Source organism: Polaribacter sejongensis, assembly GCF_038024065.1.
GTDB lineage: Bacteria > Bacteroidota > Bacteroidia > Flavobacteriales > Flavobacteriaceae > Polaribacter > Polaribacter sejongensis.
The window spans coordinates 2424071-2449948 of record NZ_CP150667.1; the positions used below are offsets into that span (position 1 = coordinate 2424071).

18 protein-coding genes and 1 tRNA gene are annotated in these 25878 nt (G+C 31.9%); 8 read left to right on the forward strand and 11 right to left on the reverse strand.

Features of this window, described 5'->3' with window-relative positions; translation table 11 throughout:
- Window positions 1-4: 4 nt before the first annotated feature.
- Complete coding sequence (rimP, locus tag WHD08_RS10125; RefSeq protein ID WP_165734289.1) at window positions 5-466, reverse strand: ribosome assembly cofactor RimP; 462 nt, start codon at window positions 464-466, stop codon at window positions 5-7.
- A 175-nt stretch (window positions 467-641) separates the two neighbouring features.
- Between rimP and WHD08_RS10130 the strand changes: the two genes are divergently transcribed.
- On the forward strand, window positions 642-1469 hold the full coding sequence (locus tag WHD08_RS10130) for a universal stress protein (RefSeq protein WP_208890925.1): 828 nt from the start codon (window positions 642-644) through the stop codon (window positions 1467-1469).
- 74 nt (window positions 1470-1543) lie between these two features.
- Here the strand turns inward: WHD08_RS10130 and WHD08_RS10135 are convergent, their stop codons facing one another.
- From WHD08_RS10135 to WHD08_RS10170, 8 genes are all read right to left on the reverse strand, one after another.
- Window positions 1544-3136, reverse strand: coding sequence for an NADP-dependent glyceraldehyde-3-phosphate dehydrogenase (locus WHD08_RS10135; RefSeq protein ID WP_165734287.1), 1593 nt, complete (start codon window positions 3134-3136; stop codon window positions 1544-1546).
- A gap of 169 nt (window positions 3137-3305) precedes the next feature.
- Entirely contained in the window at window positions 3306-4568 is a 1263-nt protein-coding gene (gene ilvA, locus WHD08_RS10140) for a threonine ammonia-lyase IlvA (protein ID WP_208890924.1), read from the reverse strand.
- Window positions 4569-4709: 141 nt separating this feature from the next.
- Window positions 4710-6185 carry a ketol-acid reductoisomerase gene (gene ilvC, locus WHD08_RS10145; protein ID WP_208890923.1) on the reverse strand — a complete coding sequence of 492 codons (1476 nt, stop codon included), beginning with the start codon at window positions 6183-6185 and terminating at the stop codon, window positions 4710-4712.
- Between the two features lie 109 nt (window positions 6186-6294).
- Window positions 6295-6825 carry an acetolactate synthase small subunit gene (gene ilvN, locus WHD08_RS10150; protein ID WP_165734284.1) on the reverse strand — a complete coding sequence of 177 codons (531 nt, stop codon included), beginning with the start codon at window positions 6823-6825 and terminating at the stop codon, window positions 6295-6297.
- A 102-nt stretch (window positions 6826-6927) separates the two neighbouring features.
- The gene (ilvB, locus tag WHD08_RS10155) at window positions 6928-8661 is read right to left on the reverse strand and encodes a biosynthetic-type acetolactate synthase large subunit (RefSeq protein ID WP_208890922.1); all 1734 of its coding nucleotides are present in this window, start codon (window positions 8659-8661) and stop codon (window positions 6928-6930) included.
- Between the two features lie 93 nt (window positions 8662-8754).
- Window positions 8755-10431 (reverse strand): dihydroxy-acid dehydratase, encoded by a 1677-nt coding sequence (gene ilvD / locus WHD08_RS10160; RefSeq protein WP_208890921.1) that lies wholly within the window; start codon window positions 10429-10431, stop codon window positions 8755-8757.
- A 460-nt stretch (window positions 10432-10891) separates the two neighbouring features.
- Window positions 10892-12013 carry a 3-isopropylmalate dehydrogenase gene (leuB, locus tag WHD08_RS10165; RefSeq protein ID WP_165734281.1) on the reverse strand — a complete coding sequence of 374 codons (1122 nt, stop codon included), beginning with the start codon at window positions 12011-12013 and terminating at the stop codon, window positions 10892-10894.
- Window positions 12014-12114: 101 nt separating this feature from the next.
- Window positions 12115-13290 carry a 2-isopropylmalate synthase gene (locus WHD08_RS10170; protein WP_165734280.1) on the reverse strand — a complete coding sequence of 392 codons (1176 nt, stop codon included), beginning with the start codon at window positions 13288-13290 and terminating at the stop codon, window positions 12115-12117.
- Between the two features lie 131 nt (window positions 13291-13421).
- On the opposite strand from WHD08_RS10170, the gene WHD08_RS10175 reads away from it, so the two are divergent.
- The 4 genes from WHD08_RS10175 (at window position 13422) to thrC (ending at window position 20122) form a co-directional block, all read left to right on the forward strand.
- A complete protein-coding gene (locus WHD08_RS10175; RefSeq protein WP_208890920.1) occupies window positions 13422-14981 on the forward strand; it encodes a hypothetical protein in 1560 nt (519 codons plus the stop codon).
- Between the two features lie 316 nt (window positions 14982-15297).
- Window positions 15298-17736, forward strand: coding sequence for a bifunctional aspartate kinase/homoserine dehydrogenase I (gene thrA / locus WHD08_RS10180; protein ID WP_208890919.1), 2439 nt, complete (start codon window positions 15298-15300; stop codon window positions 17734-17736).
- Between the two features lie 82 nt (window positions 17737-17818).
- Window positions 17819-18748, forward strand: coding sequence for a homoserine kinase (locus WHD08_RS10185; protein WP_208890918.1), 930 nt, complete (start codon window positions 17819-17821; stop codon window positions 18746-18748).
- Window positions 18749-18838: 90 nt separating this feature from the next.
- Window positions 18839-20122, forward strand: coding sequence for a threonine synthase (gene thrC / locus WHD08_RS10190; protein ID WP_208890917.1), 1284 nt, complete (start codon window positions 18839-18841; stop codon window positions 20120-20122).
- Window positions 20123-20173: 51 nt separating this feature from the next.
- On the opposite strand, the gene WHD08_RS10195 is transcribed toward thrC, so the two are convergent.
- Window positions 20174-20572 carry a VOC family protein gene (locus tag WHD08_RS10195; protein WP_208890916.1) on the reverse strand — a complete coding sequence of 133 codons (399 nt, stop codon included), beginning with the start codon at window positions 20570-20572 and terminating at the stop codon, window positions 20174-20176.
- Window positions 20573-20890: 318 nt separating this feature from the next.
- Here WHD08_RS10195 and WHD08_RS10200 point away from each other — a divergent pair, with 318 nt between their 5' ends.
- Window positions 20891-21529 (forward strand): carbohydrate-binding family 9-like protein, encoded by a 639-nt coding sequence (locus WHD08_RS10200; RefSeq protein ID WP_208890915.1) that lies wholly within the window; start codon window positions 20891-20893, stop codon window positions 21527-21529.
- An 85-nt stretch (window positions 21530-21614) separates the two neighbouring features.
- On the opposite strand, the gene WHD08_RS10205 is transcribed toward WHD08_RS10200, so the two are convergent.
- Window positions 21615-21686, reverse strand: a tRNA-Gln gene (locus WHD08_RS10205).
- Window positions 21687-21856: 170 nt separating this feature from the next.
- Between WHD08_RS10205 and WHD08_RS10210 the strand changes: the two genes are divergently transcribed.
- Both WHD08_RS10210 and WHD08_RS10215 read left to right on the forward strand, forming a co-directional pair.
- The gene (locus WHD08_RS10210) at window positions 21857-24934 is read left to right on the forward strand and encodes a DUF2723 domain-containing protein (RefSeq protein ID WP_208890914.1); all 3078 of its coding nucleotides are present in this window, start codon (window positions 21857-21859) and stop codon (window positions 24932-24934) included.
- A gap of 10 nt (window positions 24935-24944) precedes the next feature.
- On the forward strand, window positions 24945-25586 hold the full coding sequence (locus WHD08_RS10215; protein WP_208890913.1) for a polysaccharide deacetylase family protein: 642 nt from the start codon (window positions 24945-24947) through the stop codon (window positions 25584-25586).
- Window positions 25587-25878 lie beyond the last annotated feature (292 nt).

Genomic DNA, 25878 nt, shown 5'->3' on the forward strand with positions numbered 1-25878 from the left:
TTGCTTAAAATACAATCTTCACTTTTGCTTCTATAATATCCTTATAGGCTAAAGTTGCTGTTTTTGTTACAGTAACCTTCCCTTTACCTATTGGCTTTGGCTCTCTTGCTTTCCAATTTAAAACAATTTTATCCTCATCCGCTTCTACCAAAGTCCCTTCAAATTCTTCTTCAGAAGTTTTTACTTTAAGTATTCTATTGATGTTTTTAATATATTGTCTCTTCACTTTTAGTGGATGCGATATGTCTGGTGTAGAAACCTCTAGAGAAAAATCTTCTTCTTCTCTGTCAAAATTACCATCTACACTTTTACTAATTCTAATGCATTCACTTAAAGGAACACCATTATCACCATCTACTGTAACCTGAATTTTGTTGTTTTCTGAGATAGACAAATCTATCAAATATAACGACTCATTCTCGGCCAGTGCTTCCTCTACTAAATTTCTTACTTTGGTTTGGTCCATTTTAAATCCTAAAATAAAATATAAAAAGAGGGGACTCTTTAGTCCCCTTCCTTCTCCATTTATTGTAAATTTCGGTGCAAATATACTAAATGTTTGGGATTTACCAAACTAAGTTTAAGTCAATTATTTTTTGTAACTTTATATACAATCACTTTAACCTCTAATTTGTTGTACTATGAAAAAAATTTTAGTCCCAATAGATTTCTCTAAAACTTCTGAATACGCATGTAAAATGGCCGAAAAAATAGCAGCAAAAACAAAGGCCACCGTTTATCTTATTCATTTAATAGAACTTCCTAAGGGTATTACAGACATGGGATCTGGAAGTAAATTTAGTATTCCTGAAAGCATGTTGTATTTAAGAAAAGTTAGAGAAAAGGTACTAGAATTTAAAGAGAACTTTTTTAGCAAAGACACCCATGTTAAATATTTTATAAAACTAAACAATCCTTTTGAGGGCATACAAAAATATGCCTATAAAATTGATACAGATTTAATAATAATGGGTTCTAAAGGTCATTCTGAACTAGAAGAAATGCTTATTGGCTCTAATACAGAAAAAGTAGTACGAAATTCTAAAAGACCAGTTATTGTTGTAAAAAAAGACAGTAAAAAGTTCAAATTAAAAAATTTAGTTTTCGCATCTAACTTCAAAGAAGAGAATAAAGAAGTGTTTGGTAAGTTTGTCGATTTTTCAAAAATTTTTAATAGCAATATTCATTTACTAAAAATAAATACTCCCGCAAACTTTCAATCAACTTCGGAAGCAAAACAAAAAATAAAAGATTTTATTTCTGATTACAATTTACCAAAACATAAAATAAACGTGTACAGTGATGTTTCAGTAGAAAAAGGCATTTTAAACTTTTCTAAAGACGTTAATGCGGACTTAATTGCTTTAAGTACTCATGGTAGAAGTGGGTTAGCTCATTTATTTACAGGTAGTGTTATTAAAAACCTGACTAAAAACGCTTTAAAACCTATGCTAACAATTAAGGTTTAATTTTTAGATAGGTTTCAAAAATAAAAAACCTCCAAAATTGGAGGTTTTTTAAATATATAATTTCAATCTTTTTTTTACAAAAGATAATCTGTACTTATAAAATTAGATGCCTTTTTATCTAACAACTCTTCTAAAATAGCATTGTTGTAAGGTGTATCTTTAGAGGCTACAAACGTTCTAATAGAAAAAGAACGCAAAGCATCATGTACACTTAAAGTTGACACTGCAGAGTCTTTTCTTCCCGTAAACGGATATGCATCTGGACCTCTTTGGGCCGCACTATTTAAGTTCACTCTACACACTAAATTAACCAAAGTATCAATTAACGGTGCCAAAGTTTTTACTTCACTACCAAAAACACTTACTTGTTGTCCGTAGTTAGATTCTGCCATATCATCTAAAGGCTCTTGAATATTTTTAAAAGAAACAATAGGCGTTACTGGTCCAAATTGCTCTTCTTTAAAAACTCTCATATCTTTAGATACTGGATATAAAACAGCTGGAAAAATATAGTTTTCAGAAGTTTTACCTCCTTTTTTATTAATCACTTTTGCTCCTTTAGAAGTCGCATCGTCAATTAATTCTTGAATATATGCTGGTTTTTCTGGTTCTGGTAGAGGCGTTAACTTTACACCGTCTTCCCATGGATTTCCAAATTTTAATGCATCAACTCTTTTTGCAAATCGTTTGTTAAATTTATCTACAATATGTTCATGTACATATAAAATTTTCAAAGCAGTACAACGTTGTCCGTTAAAAGAAGTTGCTCCAGAAAGACATTCATCTATTGCCAAATCTAAATCTGCGTCCGGCAATACAATTCCAGGATTTTTAGCTTCTAAACCTAATACCAAACGTAATCTGTTTTTAAAAGGGTGATTTGCTTGAATTGCATTTGCAGACTTACTGTTACCAATTAAGGCCAACACATCTACTTTACCTGTTTTCATAATAGGCGTAGCTAAAACTCTACCTCTACCATAAATGATATTTACCACACCTTCTGGAAAACTATTTTGAAAAGCTTCTAACAACGGAGATAATAATAAAACCCCATGTTTTGCAGGTTTAAAAACAGCTGTATTTCCCATAATTAATGCAGGAATCAACAAGGCGAACGTTTCGTTTAAAGGATAATTATAAGGTCCTAAACATAAAACGACACCTAAAGGACCACGTCTAATATGCGCGTGTACTCCACTACTTTTTTCAAACTTAGCAGAATCTCTATCCATTTGCTTATAGTCTTCAATAGTATCGTAGATATATTCGATGGTTCTATCAAATTCTTTTTCAGAATCTGGTAATGCCTTTCCTATTTCCCACATTAGCAGTTTTACAACTTCATCTCGTTTGGTTTTCATTTGCTCTGCAAACTCCTCCATACATTCAATTCTGTCTGCAACTCGCATTGTAGGCCACAAACCCTGCCCTTTATCATAAGCTCTATAAGCAGAATTTAATGCTTCTAGACCTTCTTCTCCTGTTAAATTAGGAACAGTACCCAATAATGTTGGTTTGTATTCTTTTGTTGATGAAATTGTAGAATATACTTCTGTAGTTTCACCTTTCCACTCCTTTAACTCACCACTAACTAAATATGTTTTTTGGTGCAATAGTGATGTTATCTTATATGCTTCTGGAATCTCTGTAAATTGTTTCTTCATAAATTAATTTTATAAATTGTATAAAAAAAATAATAATTAAAAATAAATAGTTTAATTATTTATAGTCCAAAATTAACTAAAAATAACTGTATAACACCTCATTTACACTTTTAAACACGAAATGGTTTTCGAGGTTCTATTTTTATTATAATTTAAATATGCAATGTAATTATACCAAAAATTGAAATAAATCTGGCTTGTCATTTAGGTAGTCGCCAAAGAAATTGTTTTCTTTCATTCTTTCAATTAAAGGAGCTAAATCTTGAGAAGATTTTAACTCTAAACCAACCACAGCAGACCCATTTGTTCTATTATTCTTTTTGGTATATTCAAAATGAGTGATATCATCATTAGGACCTAAAATCTCTACTACAAATTCTTTTAACGCTCCTGCTCTTTGTGGAAACTTTACTATAAAATAATGCTTAAGATTTGCATACAGTAATGCACGTTCTTTAATTTCTGCAGTTCTTGTAATATCATTATTACTACCACTAACTACACAAACCACGTTTTTTCCTTTAATTTTATCAGCAAAAAAATCTAAAGCAGCAATACTTAATGCACCTGCAGGCTCTACTACAATGGCATCTTTATTATACAAATCTAAAATAGTCTGACATATTTTACCCTCTGGAACTGTAATTACTTCTGTTAGGTTTTGTTGACAAATAGCAAAATTCAAATCGCCTACTCTCTTTACAGCAGCTCCATCAACAAAAGCATCAATTTTATCTAGCGTAGTATTTTCTTTATTTTGAAGAGATGTCAGCATAGAAGGAGCTCCCTCTGGCTCAACACCAATTATTTTTGTTTCTGGTGATAGGTATTTAAAAACAGAAGACAATCCTGCAGACAAACCTCCACCGCCAATAGGCACAAAAACATAATCAATTTTCTCTTTAGTTTGATTTAAAACTTCTAAACCAACAGTAGCCTGACCTTCTATCACCTTTTCATCATTAAAAGGATGGATAAACGTTTTATTTTTAGAATCACACTCTATTTTTGCAGCATCAGAAGCATCATCAAAAGTATCTCCCTCAATTACAATTTCAATAAAATCTTCACCAAACATTTTTACTTGGTTAATTTTCTGATTTGGTGTTGGAGACGGCATAAAGATAGTTCCCTTAATCTGCAATAACTTACAAGACAAAGCGACTCCTTGTGCATGATTACCAGCGCTTGCACAAACAATTCCTCGCTGTTTTTCATCTAAAGTTAAAGAAGACATCTTATTATATGCCCCTCTAATCTTATAAGAACGTACCACCTGCAAGTCTTCTCTTTTAAAAAGAATGGTTGCTGCTAGCTCTTTTGATAAATTAAAGTTTTTACTAAGCGGCGTCTCAAAAGCGACACCTTTTAAGTTTTCTAAAGCCTCTTTTACACTTTCTAAACTTGGATAATAAATTTGGTTTGTTTGCATCGATCAAATGTAAAAATAAAACCTGTCAGATTATGAAATCTGACAGGTTTTTTTAACTCAATTTTTGGGGGACATTATAATTTATAGAAACCTAAATCACACCTCTTTTGAGGATTTATTTCAATATAAAAACAGACTATATTAAGCCGTTTTTATAACTTTCATAGCTGTCATAGAAGCTCTTAATTTTGCTCCTACTACTTCTACTGGATGGTTTCTAATAATAGCATTAATTCTAATTAATTCTTGGTTATCAACTCCATTTTCTGAGCTAAAAGATTTACCAATAATATCAGTTTTTACATTCTTCATAAAGTCTGTTAATAAAGGCTTACAAGCATGGTCAAATAAATAACAACCATATTCTGCAGTATCAGAAATTACACGGTTCATTTCTGCCAATTTCATTCTTGCAATTGTATTTGCAATTAATGGCGTTTCGTGTAAAGACTCATAATAAGCAGAAGCAGCAATAATACCAGATTCTGTCATTGCTTCGAAAGCTAACTCTACACCAGCTCTTACAAAAGCAACTAATAAAGTTCCGTGATCGAAGTATTCTTGTTCAGAAATTTCATCACTTGTAATTTCTTGTTTTTCAAAAGCAGTTTCTCCTGTTGCTGCTCTCCAAGTTAATAAGTTTTTATCATCATTAGCCCAGTCTTCCATCATTGTTTGAGAGAAGTGCCCTGTCATAATATCATCCATATGTTTTTGAAACAACGGACGCATAATGTCTTTTAATTCTTCAGATAATCTAAAAGCTTCAACTTTTGCAGGATTAGACAATCTGTCCATCATATTGGTAATTCCACCATGCTTTAAAGCTTCAGTTACAGTTTCCCAACCATACTGAATTAATTTAGCAGCATAACCTGGCTCAATTCCTTCTTCAACCATTTTATCAAAAGATAAAATTGCTCCTGTTTGTAACAAACCACATAAAATAGTTTGCTCTCCCATTAAATCAGATTTTACCTCAGCAACAAAAGAAGATTGTAAAACTCCCGCTTTATGACCTCCTGTTGCAACAGCGTATGCTTTTGCTTCTGCCCAACCTTTTCCTTGTGGATCATTTTCTGGATGTACTGCGATTAATGTTGGTACTCCGAATCCTCTTTTATATTCTTCTCTAACTTCAGATCCTGGAGACTTTGGCGCCACCATAATTACGGTTAAATCTTCACGAACTTGCATTCCTTCCTCAACGATATTAAAACCATGAGAATACGATAATGTCGCTCCTTTTTTCATTAAAGGCATTACTGCAGTTACAACATTTGTATGTTGTTTATCTGGCGTTAAATTAATAACCACATCTGCACTTGGTAACATTTCTTCATAACTACCAACTTCAAAATTATTTGAAGATGCGTTAATATAAGACTGTCTTTTTTGATCTATAGCAGCCTGTCTTAATGTATAAGAAATATCTAAACCAGATTCTCTCATATTTAAACCTTGGTTTAAACCTTGTGCACCACAACCTACAATCACAATTTTCTTCCCTTTCAATGCTTCTACTCCGTCTTCAAATTCTGAAGCGTCCATAAAACGACATTTCCCTAATTGTTCTAATTGCTCTCTTAATGTTAATGTGTTAAAATAATTTGACATTTTTATTGTTTTTGTTTGTTGTTTAGAATTAAGATTTTAGAATATAGACATCATATTAACTTTACGTAATCATCTATAAACGAACCTCTAGCTTCTTTACTCTTTTTATTTAGTTGTTGTATGTTTCTAGTAATGCTGATATTTTCATTTCTTCTTTAGTAATAGCAACACGTCCTGAACGTGTATATTGCATAATACCAAAAACGCTTAATTGATCATATAGTGCTACTATTTCTTCTTTTTTTCCTGATTTTTCCAACACAAAAAACTCAGTATTTACAGTAACAATTCTTGCGTGGCTCTTTTTAATGATATTCTGAATTTGAGGTTCTTCAAATAACAATTCAGATTTAATTTTAAACAACCCAGAAATCTGATAAATTGTTTCATCATCATTATGATAATACGCTTTAATAACCTCTACCTGCTTCTCTATCTGACCAATAATTTTCTTAATATTTTCCTCTGTCATACTTACAACAATGGTAAATTTAGAAACACCCGGTATTTCTGATGGAGACGTATTTAAACTCTCAATATTAATGTGTCTTCTTTGGAAAATTGCTGAAATTCTATTCAACAATCCAATATTATTTTCAGTATAAATAGATACTGTGTAAAATTGTTTTTCTGTACTCATTTTTTTTAAAGATATTAGAAGAAAGATGATAGAAATTAGACCATTATTGCCTTTTATTCCAATAAACCTTTACCCATTGTTCTCTACTCCTTGTTCTTTTTATTACTCTAGTCTAATGTCTGAAACACTTGCTCCCGTAGGAATCATAGGAAAAACATTTCCTTCTTTTTCTACACAAACTTCTAAAAAGTAAGCTTCTTTACTTGCCATCATTTCTTCAACTGCCGCAGCCAATTCTTCTCGTTTAGTAACTTTCTTTGCTTTTATATAATACCCTTCTGCAATAGCTACAAAGTTTGGATTTACCATTTCTGTTGACGCATAGCGTTTGTCAAAAAATAATTGTTGCCATTGACGTACCATTCCTAAGAACTCATTATTTAAGACCACTACTTTTAAAGCAACTTTCTGCTGGAAAATAGTACCTAATTCTTGAATTGTCATTTGGTAACCACCATCTCCAGAAATTGAAACTACATCTCTTTCTGGAGCTGCCATTTTAGCTCCAATTGCTGCTGGCAAACCAAAGCCCATGGTACCTAAACCACCAGAAGTAATATTACTTTTTGACTGATTGAATTCAGCATATCTACAAGCAATCATTTGATGTTGACCAACATCACTTACGATTGCCGCATTTCCCTTACTCTGAATGTTGATTTCTTTTATAACCTCACCCATTGTCAATCCTTCTTTCGTTGGATGAATATCGTCTTTAATTACTTTTTCATACTCAATAGCGTATAAATCTGCAAATTTTTGACGCCATTCTGGATGCTTATTTTCGTTTAACATCGGTAACAATAATTCTAAGCTTGCTTTTGCATCACCTAAAACAGCTACATCTGTTTTTACATTTTTATCTACTTCAGCAGGATCAATTTCAAAATGAATTACTTTAGCCTGTTTAGCATACGTATTTAAACTCCCAGTAACACGATCATCGAAACGCATACCAATAGCAATTAAAACGTCACACTCGTTAGTTAAAACATTTGGTGCATAATTACCGTGCATACCAACCATCCCCACATTTAATGGATGTGAAGTAGGAATTGCAGAAGCTCCTAAAATTGTCCAAGCAGAAGGTATTCCGGCTTTTTCAATTACAGCTTTAAACGCTTCTTCTGCTTCACTTAAAATTACTCCTTGCCCCCAAACCACTAATGGCTTTTTAGCGGCATTAATTAATTTTGCAGCCGCTTCTAAAGAGGAAGCATCTGTTTTTGGAACTGGAAAATAACTTCTAACCTTCGTACATTTTTCATACGAAAAATCGAACATTTCTTGTTGTGCATCTTTTGTAATATCAATTAAAACAGGTCCTGGTCTTCCGCTTTTTGCAATGTAAAAAGCTTTTGCCATCATTTCTGGAATTTGAGATGCTTTGGTAACCTGACAATTCCATTTTGTGACTGGTGTAGAAATACCTACAATATCTGTTTCCTGAAACGCATCACTTCCTAATAAATGAGAAAACACCTGACCCGTAATACACACCATTGGTGTAGAGTCTATTTGTGCATCTGCAATACCAGTAACTAAATTGGTTGCTCCCGGACCAGAAGTTGCAATACATACACCTACTTTACCAGAGATTCTTGCAAACCCTTGTGCAGAATGTGTTGCACCTTGCTCATGACGTGTTAAAACGTGATGAATTTTATCTTGATATTTATATAACTCATCATACACTGGCATAATTGCTCCACCAGGATACCCATAAATTATTTTTGTGTCTTCTGCAATTAAGCATCGAACGATTGCTTCGCTACCAGAAATCCTTTCTGTAACTTTTGCTGTGTTTTGTTTGTTTTGTATGGTTTGAGTTTCCATAGTTTTATATTTTTAAATACCTACAAGGTTATTGAAACCTCGCAGGATATCTTATCTCTTTTTTTTATCTTGTTTTTTGATTTTATTATAAAACTACAAATCTGTAACACATCCTTTAGATGCTGATGCTACTGATTTTGCATATTTATATAAAATCCCTTTTTTGTGCTTTAATGCTGGTGCAATCCAATTTGCTCTTCTTGCCGCTAACTCTTCATCAGAAAGCAATACATTAATTGAATTATCTTCTGCACTAATTCTAATTTTATCACCAGTTTCAAGAATTCCGATAGTTCCTCCTTCTTGTGCTTCTGGTGTAATATGTCCAACCACAAAACCATGAGTTCCTCCAGAAAAACGACCGTCTGTAATTAAAGCTACAGATTTTCCTAAACCTGCTCCCATTATTAAAGAAGTTGGTTTTAACATTTCTGGCATTCCTGGTCCTCCTTTAGGTCCAACATACCTAATGACGACTACATCTCCTCTTTCTACTTCTCCGTTTATAATTCCGGTATTTGCTGCTTGTTCTCCATCATAAACCACTGCTTTTCCTTCAAAAAGTAACCCTTCATTTCCAGATATTTTTGCTACAGCTCCTTCTTGAGCTAAGTTACCATACAAAATTTGTAAGTTACCAGAAGATTTTAATGCTTTATCTGTTGGGTGAATTACATCTTGCTCATCAAACTCCATTGCTACTACATCTACCAAGTTTTCCGCTAATGTTTTACCAGTAACCGTCATACAATCTCCATGTAAGTATCCTTTTTCTAACAAGTATTTCATTATTGCAGGTGTCCCTCCAATACTATGAACATCTTCCATTAAATATTTACCAGATGGTTTTAAATCTGCTATTAACGGAGTTCTGTCACTAACTTTTTGAAAATCTGCTAATGTAAACTTAATATCTGCTGCATGCGCAATTGCTAAAAAGTGTAATACAGCATTTGTAGATCCACCTAAAGCATTTACCAACGCGATTGCGTTTTCTAAAGATTTTTTAGAAATAATATCTAAAGGTTTTAAATCTAATTCCAATAAATTTTTAATAGCCAAAGCTGTTCTTTCTGCTTCAGATAATTTATTAGGATTTTCTGCCGGGATTGATGAGTTATATGGTAAAGAGAATCCCATACATTCTATTGCAGAAGCCATTGTATTTGCAGTATACATACCACCACAGGCTCCAGCTCCAGGAATTGCTCTTTTTATAACCTCTCTATATTCTTCTTCTTCTATTTCTCCAGCCATTTTTTGACCTAAAGCTTCGAAAGCAGAAACAATATTTAATTTTTTTCCTTTGTAGTTTCCTGATGCAATTGTACCACCATACATCATAATCGATGGACGGTTTAAACGCAACATTGCAATTACTGCTCCTGGCATGTTTTTATCACAACCCACTACAGAAACCAATGCATCATAACTTTGAGCATTCATTACAGTTTCTATAGAATCTGCAATAATATCTCTAGATGCTAATGAATAATTCATACCAGAGGTTCCCATAGAAATACCATCTGAAACTCCTATTGTATTGAATCCTAAACCGACTAAACCTGCAATTTTGCTTTCAATCTTGACTTCTGCAGCCAAGTTATTTAAATGCATATTACATGGGTTACCATCATAACCAGTGCTCGCAATACCAACTTGCGCTTTCTGCATGTCTTCATCCGTTAAACCTACCGCATACAACATTGCTTGTGATGCCGGTTGAGATTCGTCTTGTGTTAATCTGCTACTGTGCTTATTTAGTTTCATTTAATGTTTTCTTCAATTTGTTGTCTAAATTACTATGTTTCTCCATTTTTATTGAATAAAATTCAATAACTTACTTTAAATTCACGTGTTAAAAAAACACCTTAATTAACTGAATTTAAGTTAATTACCCCTACTTAATTATGATACTCAATCTTTAAAATAAATTCATAAAAAAACCTTCCATTTTAGTGGAAGGTTCGTTTATAAAAAATATAAATATCACTTCCTTACCAATTCGTAATAATTACGATGACATTGATAGTAGAAATAATATTTAATAATTGTTTTTTCATTGGTGTAAATATTGCGATTTATATTTAAATACACAACTAATATATTTTTTTATTGATAGCCGATTACAAACAAGTCTAGCCCAGATTGAATGGTCTGTTTGAGCTCTTTTTTGCCTTTTGAAGCAAAAAAAGCGAGTAATGAAAGCTGGAAATAGCTTCTAAAAAACTTAAATGATTGTGCTTTGTCCCATATGAATATTTTTAAAATTCATATTACTGTCTTCTTGATTTGCAATATAATCCGCAATAAAATCGCCCACTTTTGCAGTGGAAGCTGAATATTGATTTTTACCTTTTAAATCTTGTGTTGTAATACCTAAATCTAACGATTTTTCTACAGCTCTTTGTATTGCATCTGCCTCGTCATGCAAACCTAAATGCTCTAACATTAGTCCTGCTGATAAAATAGATGCTAAAGGATTGGCAATATCTTTACCTGCTGCTTGTGGATATGAACCGTGAATTGGCTCGAATAACGCGTTTTTTCCTCCTACCGAGCTTGATGCCAAGATACCGATTGAACCACCGATTACACAAGCTACATCTGAGATAACATCTCCAAAAAGGTTTTCTGTTAAAATAACATCGAAACGTGTTGGATTTAATACAATTTGCATTGCAGCATTATCTATAAACATAAAATCTAAAGCAACATCTGGATATTCTTCTCCAATTTTTGCAACTGTTTTTCTCCATAAACGAGAAGTTGCTAAAACATTTGCTTTATCAATTAAAGTTACTTTTTTCTTCCTGTCTTGAGCCGCTTTAAAAGCTAAGTGTGTAATTCTAGAAATTTCATCTACCGTATAAGAACAAACGTCTGATGCACTTAAACCATCTTCACTTATTTCTTTTTTACCAAAATAAATACCTGAAGTTAACTCCCTATAGATAAGGATATCTGTACCTGAAATAATCTCTTTTTTAAGAGGAGAGTTTTTAAGTAATTTAGGGTATGCTTTTACAGGTCTAACATTACAAAACAACTCTAATTCTTGTCTTAAACGCAATAAACCTTGTTCTGGTCTTACTTTTAAGGTTGGGTCATTATCATATTTTAATTCTCCAATAGCTCCACATAAAACTGCATCTGCATTTTTACATATGTCTATGGTTTCTTGCGGTAATGGATCACCCGTTTTTTCAATTGCACAAGCGCCCATTTGAGCTTCTTTATATAAAAATATATGGTCGTAAACTTCTGCTACCGCATCTAAAGCTTTCTTTGCTTGCGTGGTTACTTCTGGTCCAATACCATCTCCCGGGATTATTGCAATTGTATATTTCATTCTGTACTTGTAATCTAAAATTATTCTGTTATCAAAGGTAGTTGATTATTTTTAATTGGTGTATCAAAATTCACAACTACCCTCGAAGACAAAGTTTCTTTTTATACTGTTGCTACTTTAGAAATTTTACCAACCTCTACCATAATAGCATGAATATCATCATCTTTTACTTCTTTTTGCTTATCTGCAGTACTTAAAAAAGCATCGTAAGCAACATCTAGTTGAACTTTTGTTAACTCGTAACCAATCTTTTTAGCTCTGTATGCTAACGCTGCTCTACCACTTCTTGCAGTTAATACAATGGCACTTTCTGTAACACCAACATCTTCAGGATCCATAATCTCGTATGTCTCTCTGTTTTTTATAACTCCGTCTTGATGTATACCAGAACTATGCGCAAATGCATTTGCACCAACAATTGCTTTGTTAGGTTGTACTGGCATTCCCATACTTTCTCTAACCATTATACTTGTATCATACAATAGTTTTGTATTGATACTTGTTTCTAGGTTTAAATATGGGTGTTGTTTTAACACCATTACCACTTCTTCTAAAGCTGTATTTCCTGCTCTTTCTCCGATACCATTAATTGTACACTCTATTTGACGAGCACCATTAATTACACCTGCAATAGAATTTGCAGTTGCCATACCTAAATCGTTATGACAGTGGCATGAAAGAATTACATTTTCTATTCCTTTTACGTTTTCACGTAAATACTTAATTTTTGCTCCATATTCTTCTGGCAAACAATACCCCGTTGTATCTGGAATGTTTAACACAGTAGCACCTGCTTTAATAACAGCTTCACATACTCTTGCCAAATATTCATTATCTGTTCTACCTGCATCTTCTGCGTAAAACTCTACATCCTCTACAAAAGACTTTGAATAAGAAACAGCTTTTACAGCACGTTCTATTACTTTTTCTCTTGTTGAATTAAATTTGAATTGAATATGAGAATCACTTGTACCAATACCCGTATGAATTCTTGGGTATTTTGCATATTTTAGTGCTTCTGCAGCTACTTTAATATCATTTTCTACAGCTCTGGTTAAACCACAAACTGTAGCATTTTTTATAATTTTTGAAATCTCAGTTACTGAAATAAAATCTCCTGGGCTAGAAACCGGAAAACCAGCTTCAATTACATTTACACCCAACAAATCTAATCTTTCAGCAATTACCAATTTTTGTTTTGTATCTAACTTACACCCAGGGACCTGCTCCCCATCTCTCAATGTTGTATCAAAAATTTGAACCTTGTTATCTTGCATAATATCTGTAAAGATTATCTTATTTAAACTCAAATGTATATATCGAACTTAAAATAAATAGTTATTTTTACAGCTCCGTACGATTTCTAATATCACCTATAAAAACTTAAATATCTAATTACCAGTTTTTTATGAGTAAAAATGTTACATTAGCCAATCAACAAAATGATGCTCTATTTGTTTTAATTAAGTCTTTAACTAAATCAGAAAAGAGGCAATTTAATTTATATGTAGGAAGATTAGGTGGAAACATCGATGCTAAGTTTTTTTCTTTATTTAAATTTTTAGAAAAACTAAAGGTATATGATGAAAAAGTTATTATTGGCAGCGGAATTGTTTCTAAACAACAACTTTCTAACTTAAAGGCGCATTTATACAAACAAATTTTAATTAGTTTACGATTAAATCCTGCCCATAAAAATGTGCGAATTCAAATTAGAGAACAATTAGATTTTGCTACGGTATTATATCAAAAAGGACTCTACAAACAAAGTTTGAAACTTTTAGAAAAAGCTAAAAACATGGCTTTGGATAATGAAGAGAAAAATATAGCTTATGAAATTGTAGAACTAGAAAAAGTAATAGAAACACAATACATTACAAGGAGTTTAAGCAACAGAGCAAATCAACTATCTGTACAAGCAAAAGAACTAAGCCAAGACAATGTAATTGCTAGTAAACTTTCTAATTTATCTTTACAACTCTACAGTCATTTAATACAAAATGGCTATGTTAAAAATGAAGAAGAATTACAGTTTGTTGAAAAATATTTTAGCGATAGAATGCCAAAGTACGATTATCAAAAGTTAGGTTTTCGTGAAAAATTATGGTTATACAAAGCACATCTTTGGCATAGTTTTTTGGTGCAAGATTTTTTATTAAGCTATAAATATGCTAAAAAATGTGTTGATTTATTTGACAGCCCAAAACTGATTAATACACACCCAGTTTTCTATTTAAAATCTAAAAACTACTTACTTGAAGCTTCTTTTTTAGTGAAAAAAGTTTCTACTTTTAAAAGAGAATTAACTCTTTTTGAATCTGAAATAGATCAAAAAGAAATACCAATGAATACCAATACAGAACTATTAATTTTCTTGTATTTCTATTCTAATAAATTACACCTTCACTTTTTAGAAGGTTCTTTTGAAAAAGGAGAATATCTTGTTGACATTATTAATAATAAAATTGAAAAGTATAAAAATAGACTAGACAGTCATTTTATTGTTTTACTCTACTACAAAATAGCTTGTTTGTATTTTGGAATGGGTAAAAACAAATTGTGTATTATTTATTTACAAAAAATAATTCGCTCTAAAAACATAGGTTCTGCAGAAGATTTACAATGTTTTGCACGTATTTTAAACTTAATTGCACATTATGAATGTGGGTTAGATTACGATTTAGAAAGACAGTTTGTAGATACCTATAAGTTCTTACTAAAAATGGAAAACCTACAAGAAGTTCAGAAAGTTTTTCTAACTTCTATTAGAGATTTAAGTGATGTTTTTCCGCATGAAATAAGGAGTGAGTTTAAGAAAATTCATGCCAAATTAAAAACGTTCGAAAATCATCCGTATGAAAAAAGAGCTTTCTTATATTTAGACATCTTATCTTGGTTAGAGAGCAAAATTCAAAATAAACCGATTGCTTTAATTATTAAAGAAAAAATAAAACCAATTAGCAAATAATATTAAAATTACATTAGAAATAGCTTATTTTTAATAATACTGCATAAATCATTAAATTTTACGAAATAATCTCCATCAAAAGGGGAAATATTAAATAATACTCCTATTTTTGCTTTGTGAGTTTATCTAATACACATATTAATTCTTCTAAAACTACCATCGTAGTTTATACTTCTATGCGCACAATTACACGCACAATTACAACAATTACCCTTTAGGGGTTCTACTATATTCATATCACCACAGGTTATATATTGTTTCGAATAAAAACGAAACAAACTCAAAAAAATTTAATTACTCAAACTATTCATTAAAAATGAAAGTATTAAAATTTGGCGGTTCATCTGTCGCAAGTTCAGAGAAAATACAAAAAGTCTTAGCTATTGTTGAGGCTGCATCTAAAAAAGAAAAAATAGCCGTAGTAGTTTCTGCATTCGGAAAAACTACCGATAAATTATTAGCTGGTGCTAATGAAGCTTTAGAAGACATTACCACAGCTAAAGAACTTCTAGGAACTGTTAAAGAACTTCATTTTGAAGTAATTGATGATTTAATTGCTAAAAACAAAAAAGAAGTTCACGAAGAAGTTACCTATTTATTTGATAGATTATTATCTATTTACGAAGGTGTTTTCTTACTACAAGAATTATCTGACAAAACATTAGCAAAAGTATATAGTTTTGGAGAAAGACTTTCTTCTTACATTATTGCAAATGCTGCAAAAGAATTGTTTGATGCAGACCATAAAGAAAGTAGAGAATTAATCATTACTAATAATGAGTATTTAAATGCGCAGGTAAACTTTAAAGTCACTAATAATAATATTACTTCATTTTTTGAAGAAAACAAACATCAAGTTGTTGTTTTAGGTGGTTTTATCTCTTCTAATGTTTTTGAAGAAACAACTACTTTAGGTAGAGGTGGTTCTGATTTTACTGCTGCCATTTACGCTGCAGCTTTAGAAGCGAATGAATTGCAAATCTGGACAGACGTTTCTGGTATGTTTACTGCAAACCCTAGAGTTGTAAAACAAGCATATCCTATTTCAGAAATTTCTTACGAAGAAGCAATGGAATTGTCACACTTTGGTGCAAAAGTTTTATATCCACCAACAATTCAACCTGCTTTAAGAAAAGGAATTGCTATTCGTATTAAAAACACGTTCGAACCAGAAAGTGCTGGAACATTGATTTGCAAACACCCAGAAAACGGTAATGAAGTAAAAGGTATTTCTCACATAGAAGATATTAGCTTAATTACTTTAGAAGGTGGTGGAATGGTTGGAATTCCAGGTTTTTCTAAACGCTTGTTTGAAACTCTTTCTGTTGCTAAAATAAATGTTGTTTTTATTACACAAGCTTCATCAGAACACTCTATTTGTGTAGGGGTTTTTGAAAACGATGCTGCAAAAGCGAAAGAACTTTTAGACGACACTTTTAGTATAGAAATAGACAAGAAAAAAATAAAACCAATTATTATTGAAAGTAATTTAGCAATTATTGCCGTGGTTGGTGAAAGCATGAAAAACTACCAAGGTTTAAGCGGACAAATGTTTAGCGCCTTAGGAAGAAACAATGTAAACGTGAGAGCAATCGCACAAGGTTCATCAGAAAAAAATATCTCTGCAGTTATTAACAAATATGATGCAAAGAAAGCTTTAAACACGTTACATGAGCAATTCTTTGAAGAAAGAACGAAACAGTTAAACTTATTTGTAACAGGTGTTGGTAATGTTGGTGAGCGCTTTTTAGCACAAATTCATCAACAAAAAAAGTTCTTAAAAGAAAACTTAAAGTTAAGTATTAATGTTATCGGAATTGCGAATTCTAGAAAAATGGCTTTCGATGATAATGGTATCGATCTAAATAATTGGAAAGAAGCTTTAGAAAACGGAGAACCTACAACTTTAGATAGTTTTCATAAAAAAGTTAAAGAAAGTAATCATATAAATAGTGTTTTTATAGATAACACTGCAAACCAGCAGGTTTCTGAAATCTATGAAAAATACTTACGTGATAGCATTTCTGTAGTAACTTGTAATAAAATTGCTTGTGCTTCTAGCTTTGATAATTATAAAACCTTAAAACAAGTTTCTAGAAAGTACAATGCTTCTTTCTTATTCGAAACTAATGTTGGTGCAGGTTTACCAATTATTGACACACTTAAAAATTTAATCAACTCTGGCGATAGAGTCAATAAAATTCAGGCTGTGTTATCTGGAAGTTTAAATTTTGTATTCAATAATTTTAATGCTGATTCTACTTTTCATGATGTTGTTGCGGCAGCTCAAAAAGAAGGATATACAGAACCAGATCCAAAAATTGATTTAAGTGGTGTAGATGTTGCTAGAAAAATCTTAATTTTAGCGAGAGAAAGTGGCTATAAAATGGAATTAGAAGACATTGCAAAAAATGCCTTTTTACCTGAAGAAAGCTTAAACACAGACAATAATGATGATTTTTATGCGTCATTAACAAAGAACGAAGCTCATTTTCAAAATATATTTAAAGAAGCAAACGATAAAGATTGTCGTTTAAAATATGTAGCTGAATTTGTAGATGGAAAAGCAAATGTTGGTTTACAACACATTCCGTCTGATCATCCTTTTTATAACTTAGAAGGAAGTGACAATATTGTATTGTTCTTTACAGACAGATATCCAGAAAACCCTTTAATTATAAAAGGAGCTGGTGCTGGTGCAGATGTTACCGCTTCTGGTATTTTTGCTGATGTAATTAGAATTGCTAACAAATAAAAAAGTATTCAGTAAGCAGTCACAGTTTTCAGTTAGCAACTGACTGGAAACCGAGACTGAAAACTGCAAACTAAAAAAAAATATGGATTATTTAAAAATATTTGCTCCTGCTACTGTTGCTAATGTTTCTTGCGGATTTGATTCCCTCGGTTTTGCTGTAGATGAAATTGGAGACGAAATGACATTTACTAAAACAACAGAGAAAGGTGTTAAAATAACCAATATTACAGGCGCAGACTTAACGTATGATGTAGATGAAAATGCTGCAAGTGCAGTTGTTAAAAAAATACTGAATGAAGCAAATGCCGATTTCGGAATTGAATTAACAATTCATAAAGGGTTTTCTCCAGGAAGCGGACTAGGAAGTTCTGCTGCGAGTGCTGCAGGTGCTGCTTTTGGCGCCAATCAATTATTAGGGAATATTTATTCTGATTTAGAATTGACTAAATTTGCTATGTATGGTGAAGAAGTTGCCTGTGGAACTCCAATAGCAGACAATGTTTCTGCAGCAATATATGGAGGTTTTGTATTAGTACGAAGCTATCATCCTTTAGAAATTATAAAATTACCGGTTCCGAGTGAATTGAGAGTTGTAGCAATTCATCCGCAGGTAGAAGTAAAAACAAAAGATGCTAGAGACGTTTTACCTACAGAAATTGCATTGAAAGATGCAGTTACGCAATGGGCAAATGTTGGTGGTTTAATTAGCGGTTTATATTCTGATAATTACAACTTAATCAGCAATTCATTAGTAGATATTATTGTTGAACCTCATCGTAAAAAATTAATTCCGTTTTTTGACGACGTTAAAAACGCAGCAATTAAAGCGGGTGCTTTAGGAGCGGGAATTAGTGGTTCTGGCCCTACAATTTTTGCACTTTGTAAAGGTGATGCAATTGCCAAAGATGTTTACAAAAGCATCGAAGAGAGTTATAAAAATACTGGTATTGACTTTGAAATGTTTATTTCTAAAGTGAATCATGAAGGAATGAAAATAATAAATAGTAATTAATCGTCATTACAAAGGAAGAATAACAGAAGTAATCTCTTTCTAACAAACAGATTGCTTCGTTGCTCTCGCAATGACTAATAAACATACAAAATGAACTATTACAGTTTACACCATAAATCGCCAAAATCTACTTTTAAAAATGCAGTTGTAGAAGGCTTAGCTAAAGATAGAGGAATTTATTTTCCAGATAACATTCAGCAACTTTCTAAAGATTTTATCGAAAATATTTCCGATTACACAAATCACGAAATCGCTTACGAAGTAATAAAACAATTTGTTGGAGATGAAATTCCTGCGGACAAATTAAAAGAGATTGTAGCAAATACGGTTTCTTTCGATTTTCCTTTGGTAAAAGTTGATGATAATATTGCTTCTTTAGAATTGTTTCATGGTCCAACTATGGCTTTTAAAGACGTTGGTGCAAAATTCATGGCACAATGCTTAGAATACTTTAACAAAAATAGTGATGATGAAGTTACTGTTTTAGTTGCTACTTCCGGAGATACCGGTGGTGCAGTTGCAAATGGTTTTTTAGGAGCAAAAGGCGTAAATGTGGTTATTTTATATCCTTCTGGTAAAGTAAGTGATATTCAAGAAAAACAATTAACAACTTTAGGTCAAAATATTACCGCATTAGAAGTAGATGGTGTTTTTGATGATTGCCAGGAAATGGTAAAAACTGCTTTTTTAGATGAAGAAATCACCAAAACATTAACCTCAGCAAACTCTATAAACGTTGCGCGTTGGTTGCCACAAATGTTTTACTTTTTCTTTGCGTATAAAGAATTACACAAAAAACATAAAGACATCATATTTTCTGTTCCTAGCGGAAATTTTGGAAATATCTGCGCAGGAATCATGGCTCAAAAATTAGGATTGCCAATTAAACACTTTGTAGCTTCTACAAATGTGAATGATACGGTTCCTAATTATTTAGTTGATGGCGTTTACAAACCAAAACCATCTAAAGCCACCATTTCTAACGCTATGGACGTTGGTAACCCAAGTAACTTCATTAGAATACAAGAATTATTCAATAATGATTTAGAGGCTCTTAAAAGCGCTTTTTCTTCGTATAGTTTTTCTGATGATGAAACGCGTGCTACTATGAAAGAAATTTATGCAAATTCTGGTTACGTTGCAGATCCTCATGGAGCAGTTGGTTATTTAGGATTGAAAAAACACGGTTTAAAAGAAAATGAATTTGGTGTTTTCTTAGAAACTGCTCATCCTGTGAAATTTTTAGACGTTGTGGAAGAAACGCTACCTGTTAAAGTTGCAATTCCGGAACAAATTAAGAAAGTGATAAATAATAAAAAAGTAGCTTTTAAAGCCTCTAACTACCAAGACTTAAAAGATTTTCTTTTAAAGTAAAATAAAAAAAGGATAACATTAATTTGCTATCCTTTTTTGTTTTTATATTTTTTATTTCTTGGCATTTACCATCCAATTTATACCAAATTCATCTGTACACCTTCCATAAAAACCCCATTCCTTTTCTCCGAATCCGGTATGCGTAATTCCATTTTTAGATAAATCATTAAAAACAGACTCCGCTTCATGTTTGTCGTTAAAATCAACACTCATATGAACCTGATTTCCTGAATTTATTGGTGTATCTGGCGCAGCATCATAAGCCATAAAACCTACACCCTTACCCCTTAACTCTGCGTGCTGTAACTTTTTTCTATACGAAGAAGGAACGTCTATTTTTTTATCCTCGTAAGTTGTTTTGTTTTCTATTTTTGCGTTAAATAATTCTCCATAAAAACTTAATGCTTCCTGACAATTTCCATTAAATGCTAAATATGATTGTACTTTCATGTTTATAAATTTTAAAGATTAATATTCTATTTCCTTACAAAAATAAAGTTTATGTAGAATCCCTTTTAACTGAGATGATATTTATATTAACGTTATCTGTTTAATAAACTTGAAACTAAAAGACTAAAAAAGAGACACAAAACATCAAAAACACAACAACATTTAATACAGTGTCTAACTTACAAACTATTAAAGAGATTTAAATAGTAACTTTGGATGCAATAGTCATCACCTTTTAAATAACCGCAATTATATCTGCTAAAAAAAGGTGATATTTCTACATTCCAAGAAAATAAATTTGACACCATAAAACTACAAATGAATAGCTACAACGTAAAATCGATAAAAGATACAGAAATAAATATTTCAGCAGATGGCAATAATCCAATCTGGGAAGAAGCAAATTCTTTAACCAATTTTACATCTCCTTGGGATAATAAACCTGTAAAGAAAATAGAATTTAGAGCCCTCCATAATTCAGAAAAAATATTTTTCCAATTTAAAGTAGAAGATTCTCAGACTCACATCCATCCTTCTAAAGATAAAAATGAAAGTATAAATGATTCAGATCGAATAGAATTATTTTTTAGAAGCGACTCTTCTTTATATCCATATTATTGTTTAGAAATAGACACTACAGGTAGAATTATGGATTTTAAAGCTCGCCCAAATAGAGAATTCGATTTTAATTGGAATTGGCCCACACAAGAAATAGCTGTTAAATCATTAGTAAACAAAAATAACTTTATTGTAGAAATTGAAATTTCACTTCAATCTTTAAAAAATCTAAACTTGCTAAAAAATGATATTATAGAAACAGGGATTTACAGAGCAAAATACAACCAACAAGAAGACAGTACATTTAAACCTACTTGGATTACTTGGATAAATCCAAACACAGAAATTCCTGATTTTCATACACCAACCTCATTCGGCGTATTAATACTTGATCAATAATCTTACAAAACCGTCACAATTACAGACACAAAAAACAACTAAAAATAAAAAACCCTTTTAATCATTAGATTAAAAGGGTTTGCAGTTGGCCTACAAGGACTCGAACCTTGAATGTCGGTACCAAAAACCGGTGTGTTACCAATTACACCATAGGCCAATACTGTAATGCGGGTGCAAATTTAAACCTTTATTTAGAACCTGCAAACATTTTTTGATTTTTTTTACATTTAACAAACATTTATGATGAAATATCCCCTTATAAAAGCAACACGCAACTAATTTAATTCATATTTATTAGTAAATTCGCCACACATTATTAAAACGACTATGACATCAGCAAACTTTAAAAAATGGGACATCATCTTAGGATGGGCAACATTTGTAATTGCTTTAATTACATACTACCTTACATTAGAACCAACTGTGAGTGCCTGGGATTGTGGAGAGTACATTTCTACATCCGTTAAATTAGAAGTTGGACATCCACCAGGAGCGCCTTTATTTCAAATGTTAGGTGCATTTTTTGCAATGTTTACTACAGATATTACTCATATCGCTAAAATGGTAAACTTTATGTCTGCATTGGCAAGTGCGTTCACTATTTTATTTATGTTTTGGACTATTTCTAATTTAGCTCTAAAACTTGCTTTAAAAAACGGTGAAGGTTCAGAAGGAAAATACATAGCAATTTTAGGAAGTTCTGTTGTAGGAGCTTTGGCATACACTTTTTCAGATAGTTTTTGGTTTAGTGCCGTAGAAGGAGAAGTATACGCAATGTCATCTTTTTTAATGGCTTTATTATTCTGGTTAGGTTTAAAGTGGGAAAGCGAACTACACACAGCTAGAGGAAACAAATGGTTAATTTTAATCAGTTTTGTGGTAGGATTATCATTTGGAGTACACATTCTTTCATTGTTGGTTATACCTGCAATCGTAATGCTATATTTCTTTAAGACGTATAAAAACATCAACATAAAAACAACTGCAATTGCAACCGTAATTTCTGTTTTAGCGTTAATGTTTGTTTTTAAATTCTTATTTCCGTTTACATTAAAATTCTTTAGTGCTTCTGAGTTGTTTTTTATCAATTCGATAGGAATGCCTTATAACTCTGGAAGTATTATTGCAGCCATTATTTTAGTTGTTTTATTTTACTTAGGATTAAAATATACACGTAAGAAAAATAAAATTCACGCAAACACACTAGTTCTTTCTGTATTGTTTATTATGATTGGTTTTTCTTCTTGGATGATGTTACCAATTAGAGCAAACGCAAACACAACTATTAACGAGAACAACCCTTCTAGTGCGCGAGAATTATTAGCATATTATGATCGTGAACAATATGGAGATGCAAATGTTTTTTACGATACGTATTATTCAAATTCTTACGACAGAGAGCAAGACGCTAAGAATCCTTACAAGGATGATAAGCCAAAATATGAGAAATTAAACGGTAAATACGAGATTGTAAATAATTACGAAGGCGTTGTACCAAATTGGTCTGACAAGCACAAAGGTTTTATACCAAGAATGGTAAACCCAGCTTCAGAAAAAATGTATAAATCTATTGCGGGTATTCCACAGAACAGTAAACGTAGACCTACATTTGCAGAGAATGTAAAGTTTATGATGAGCTATCAGTTTGGCTATATGTACGGACGTTATTTTATGTGGAATTTTGTTGGAAGACAAAACGATATACAAGGAAACTTAGATGTTTTTAACGGAAATTGGATTAGTGGAATTAATGCATTAGACGAAATGAGATTAGGTTCACAACAGGATCTGCCTTCTCAAACCTTAGAAAACAAAGGAAGAAACAAATACTACTTTTTACCGTTAATTTTAGGTATTATAGGTTTATTGTATCAAATTAAATGGGATAAGGAAAATTTCTTTACGCTCTTCTTATTCTTTGCGTTTACAGGATTTGCTATTATATTTTATACAAATCCAAAACCATTTGAACCTAGAGAAAGAGATTATGCTGTTGTAGGTAGTTTTTACATTTTTGCCATTTGGATTGGCTTTGGTGTACTCGCCTTGTATGAATACTTAAAGAGTTTTGCCAATAAAAAAATGGTAGCCATTGCGGTTTCTTTGGTTTCACTTTTAGCTGTACCAACGTTAATGGCTGCTCAAAACTGGGATGATCATGATCGTTCTAATAGATATACAACACACTTAAACGCAAAAGCGTATTTACAAAGTTGTGATGAAAATGCCATTATGTTTACCATTGGAGACAATGATACGTTCCCACTTTGGTACATGCAAGAAGTAGAAGATTTTAGAACAGATGTAAAACTGGTAAATACTTCTTTATTTGCGACTCCTTGGTACATAGACCAAATGAAACGAGCTACCTATAAGGCCGCTCCTATTCCATCACAACTAGAACATCACCAATACAAATACGGAACTTTAGATGTTGCTTATTCTATGGATCACCCGCGTTTTAAAGATTCTGTAATGACTATTAAGAACTTTATGCGTTGGATTGCTTCAGACAGTGATGCAACTTATGTTGAAACAGAAAATGGTCAAAAAGAAAAATTTTATCCGACTAATAAAATCAGACTTCCTGTAAACAAAGAAGCGGTCTTAAAAAGCGGAATTGTAGCGCAAAAAGATGCTGATAAAATTTTACCATACATAGACATTACTATTGATGATAGAGCTTTATTTAAGAACAGAATTTTAATGTTAGATATTCTTGCCAATAACAATTGGGAAAGACCAATTTACTTTACAGGTGGCGCCAATGCTGCAGAAGAGTACCTTTGGTTAAAAGATTACCTACAATTAGATGGTTTGGCTTATAAGTTAGTACCTATTAAAACTCCGATGGCTAATAAAAGCTTGTTTGATATGGGAAGAATTGACACCGAAAAAATGTACACCAACGTTCAGAAATGGGATTGGAGAAACATTAACGACGGTAAAATTTACTTAGACGAACAAACGAAGAGAAATTCAATTTCTATGCGTAATAGTCTATTGCGTTTATCTGAAGCTTTTGCTAAAGAAGGAGATACTGCAAAAGCACTCGAAATTTTAGATTTATCACTAGATAAAATGCCTATTAAAGACTTTGATCATTATAGTTTATCTATGGGATACCCTGAGTCTTATTATAAATTAAGAGATAGCAAAAAAGCTAGAGAAACCGCTAGAACATTAATAGACTTATTTAAAGAAAAACTAATTTGGCTAAGCACCTTCTCAATGGAAGATACTGAATTGGTTTTTGACGACATAGACACTACGCTTTACATGTACAGAAACATTATTACACAAGTAGAACAAGGCGAAGTAGATAAAGAATATTTAGAAGCATTACAAAATGAATTTATAAGCATTGTAAAACTATTTGATCATCTAATGCCAGATGAAGAATAACACCTTTTAAATGAAAAGTTATTTCCCCAGAACGCCACGTTTTATGATGAGATTTTTCTCTACATATACGTGGCGTTTTCTTTCTGATAAAAAAGAGATTTTTCTCACTTTTGATGATGGACCTACGCCAGAAATCACCGAATTTGTTTTAACGGAATTAAAGAAGTACAACGCAAAAGCCACCTTTTTTTGTATTGGAAAAAACATACAAAATCACCCCGAAATATTTAGTAAACTGATAACTGATGGTCATAGCATTGGCAACCATACACAAAACCATTTAAAAGGCTGGAAAAGTGAAACCAACGCCTATGTAAAAAATGCTTTAGAATGCGAGCAAACAATTACACAATTTAACACTTCAACAATTACTCAGAAACTCTTTAGACCTCCTTACGGAAAAATAAAAAAGAATCAAGCGAAACAACTAATTGAAAAAGGTTACAAAATTATTATGTGGAGTGTTTTATCCGCAGATTTTGATACCACAATTTCCAATGAAAAGTGTTTAGAGAACGTTTTAAAAAATACTGAACCAGGAAGTATTATTGTTTTTCATGATAGCGTAAAAGCAGCCGAAAGAATGAAATATGCGCTACCTAAAGTATTAAAACATTTTTCTGATAAAGGATTTGTTTTTAAGGCGATATAAGAATTACAGAATATCTATTATAAAACGCACTACATAGCAACATAAAAAACATAAGGTTTTTATTTTACTTGAAAAAAGTAAACAACACCTCAAAATGTCATTTAGAAATGAGCCTTTTCGGCGATTGAAAAATCTAAAAATCTATTTTGATCATCCACACAACATCTCGATACAAATTTTATGAAAAATAAAATTCACTCGATGTGACAGTTCGAGAATTTATTTGAGAAAGCAATTAAGTCCAATTAAAGGAACAGTTTTTGTAAGCCTAACATTAGACTCCAAATAAAAC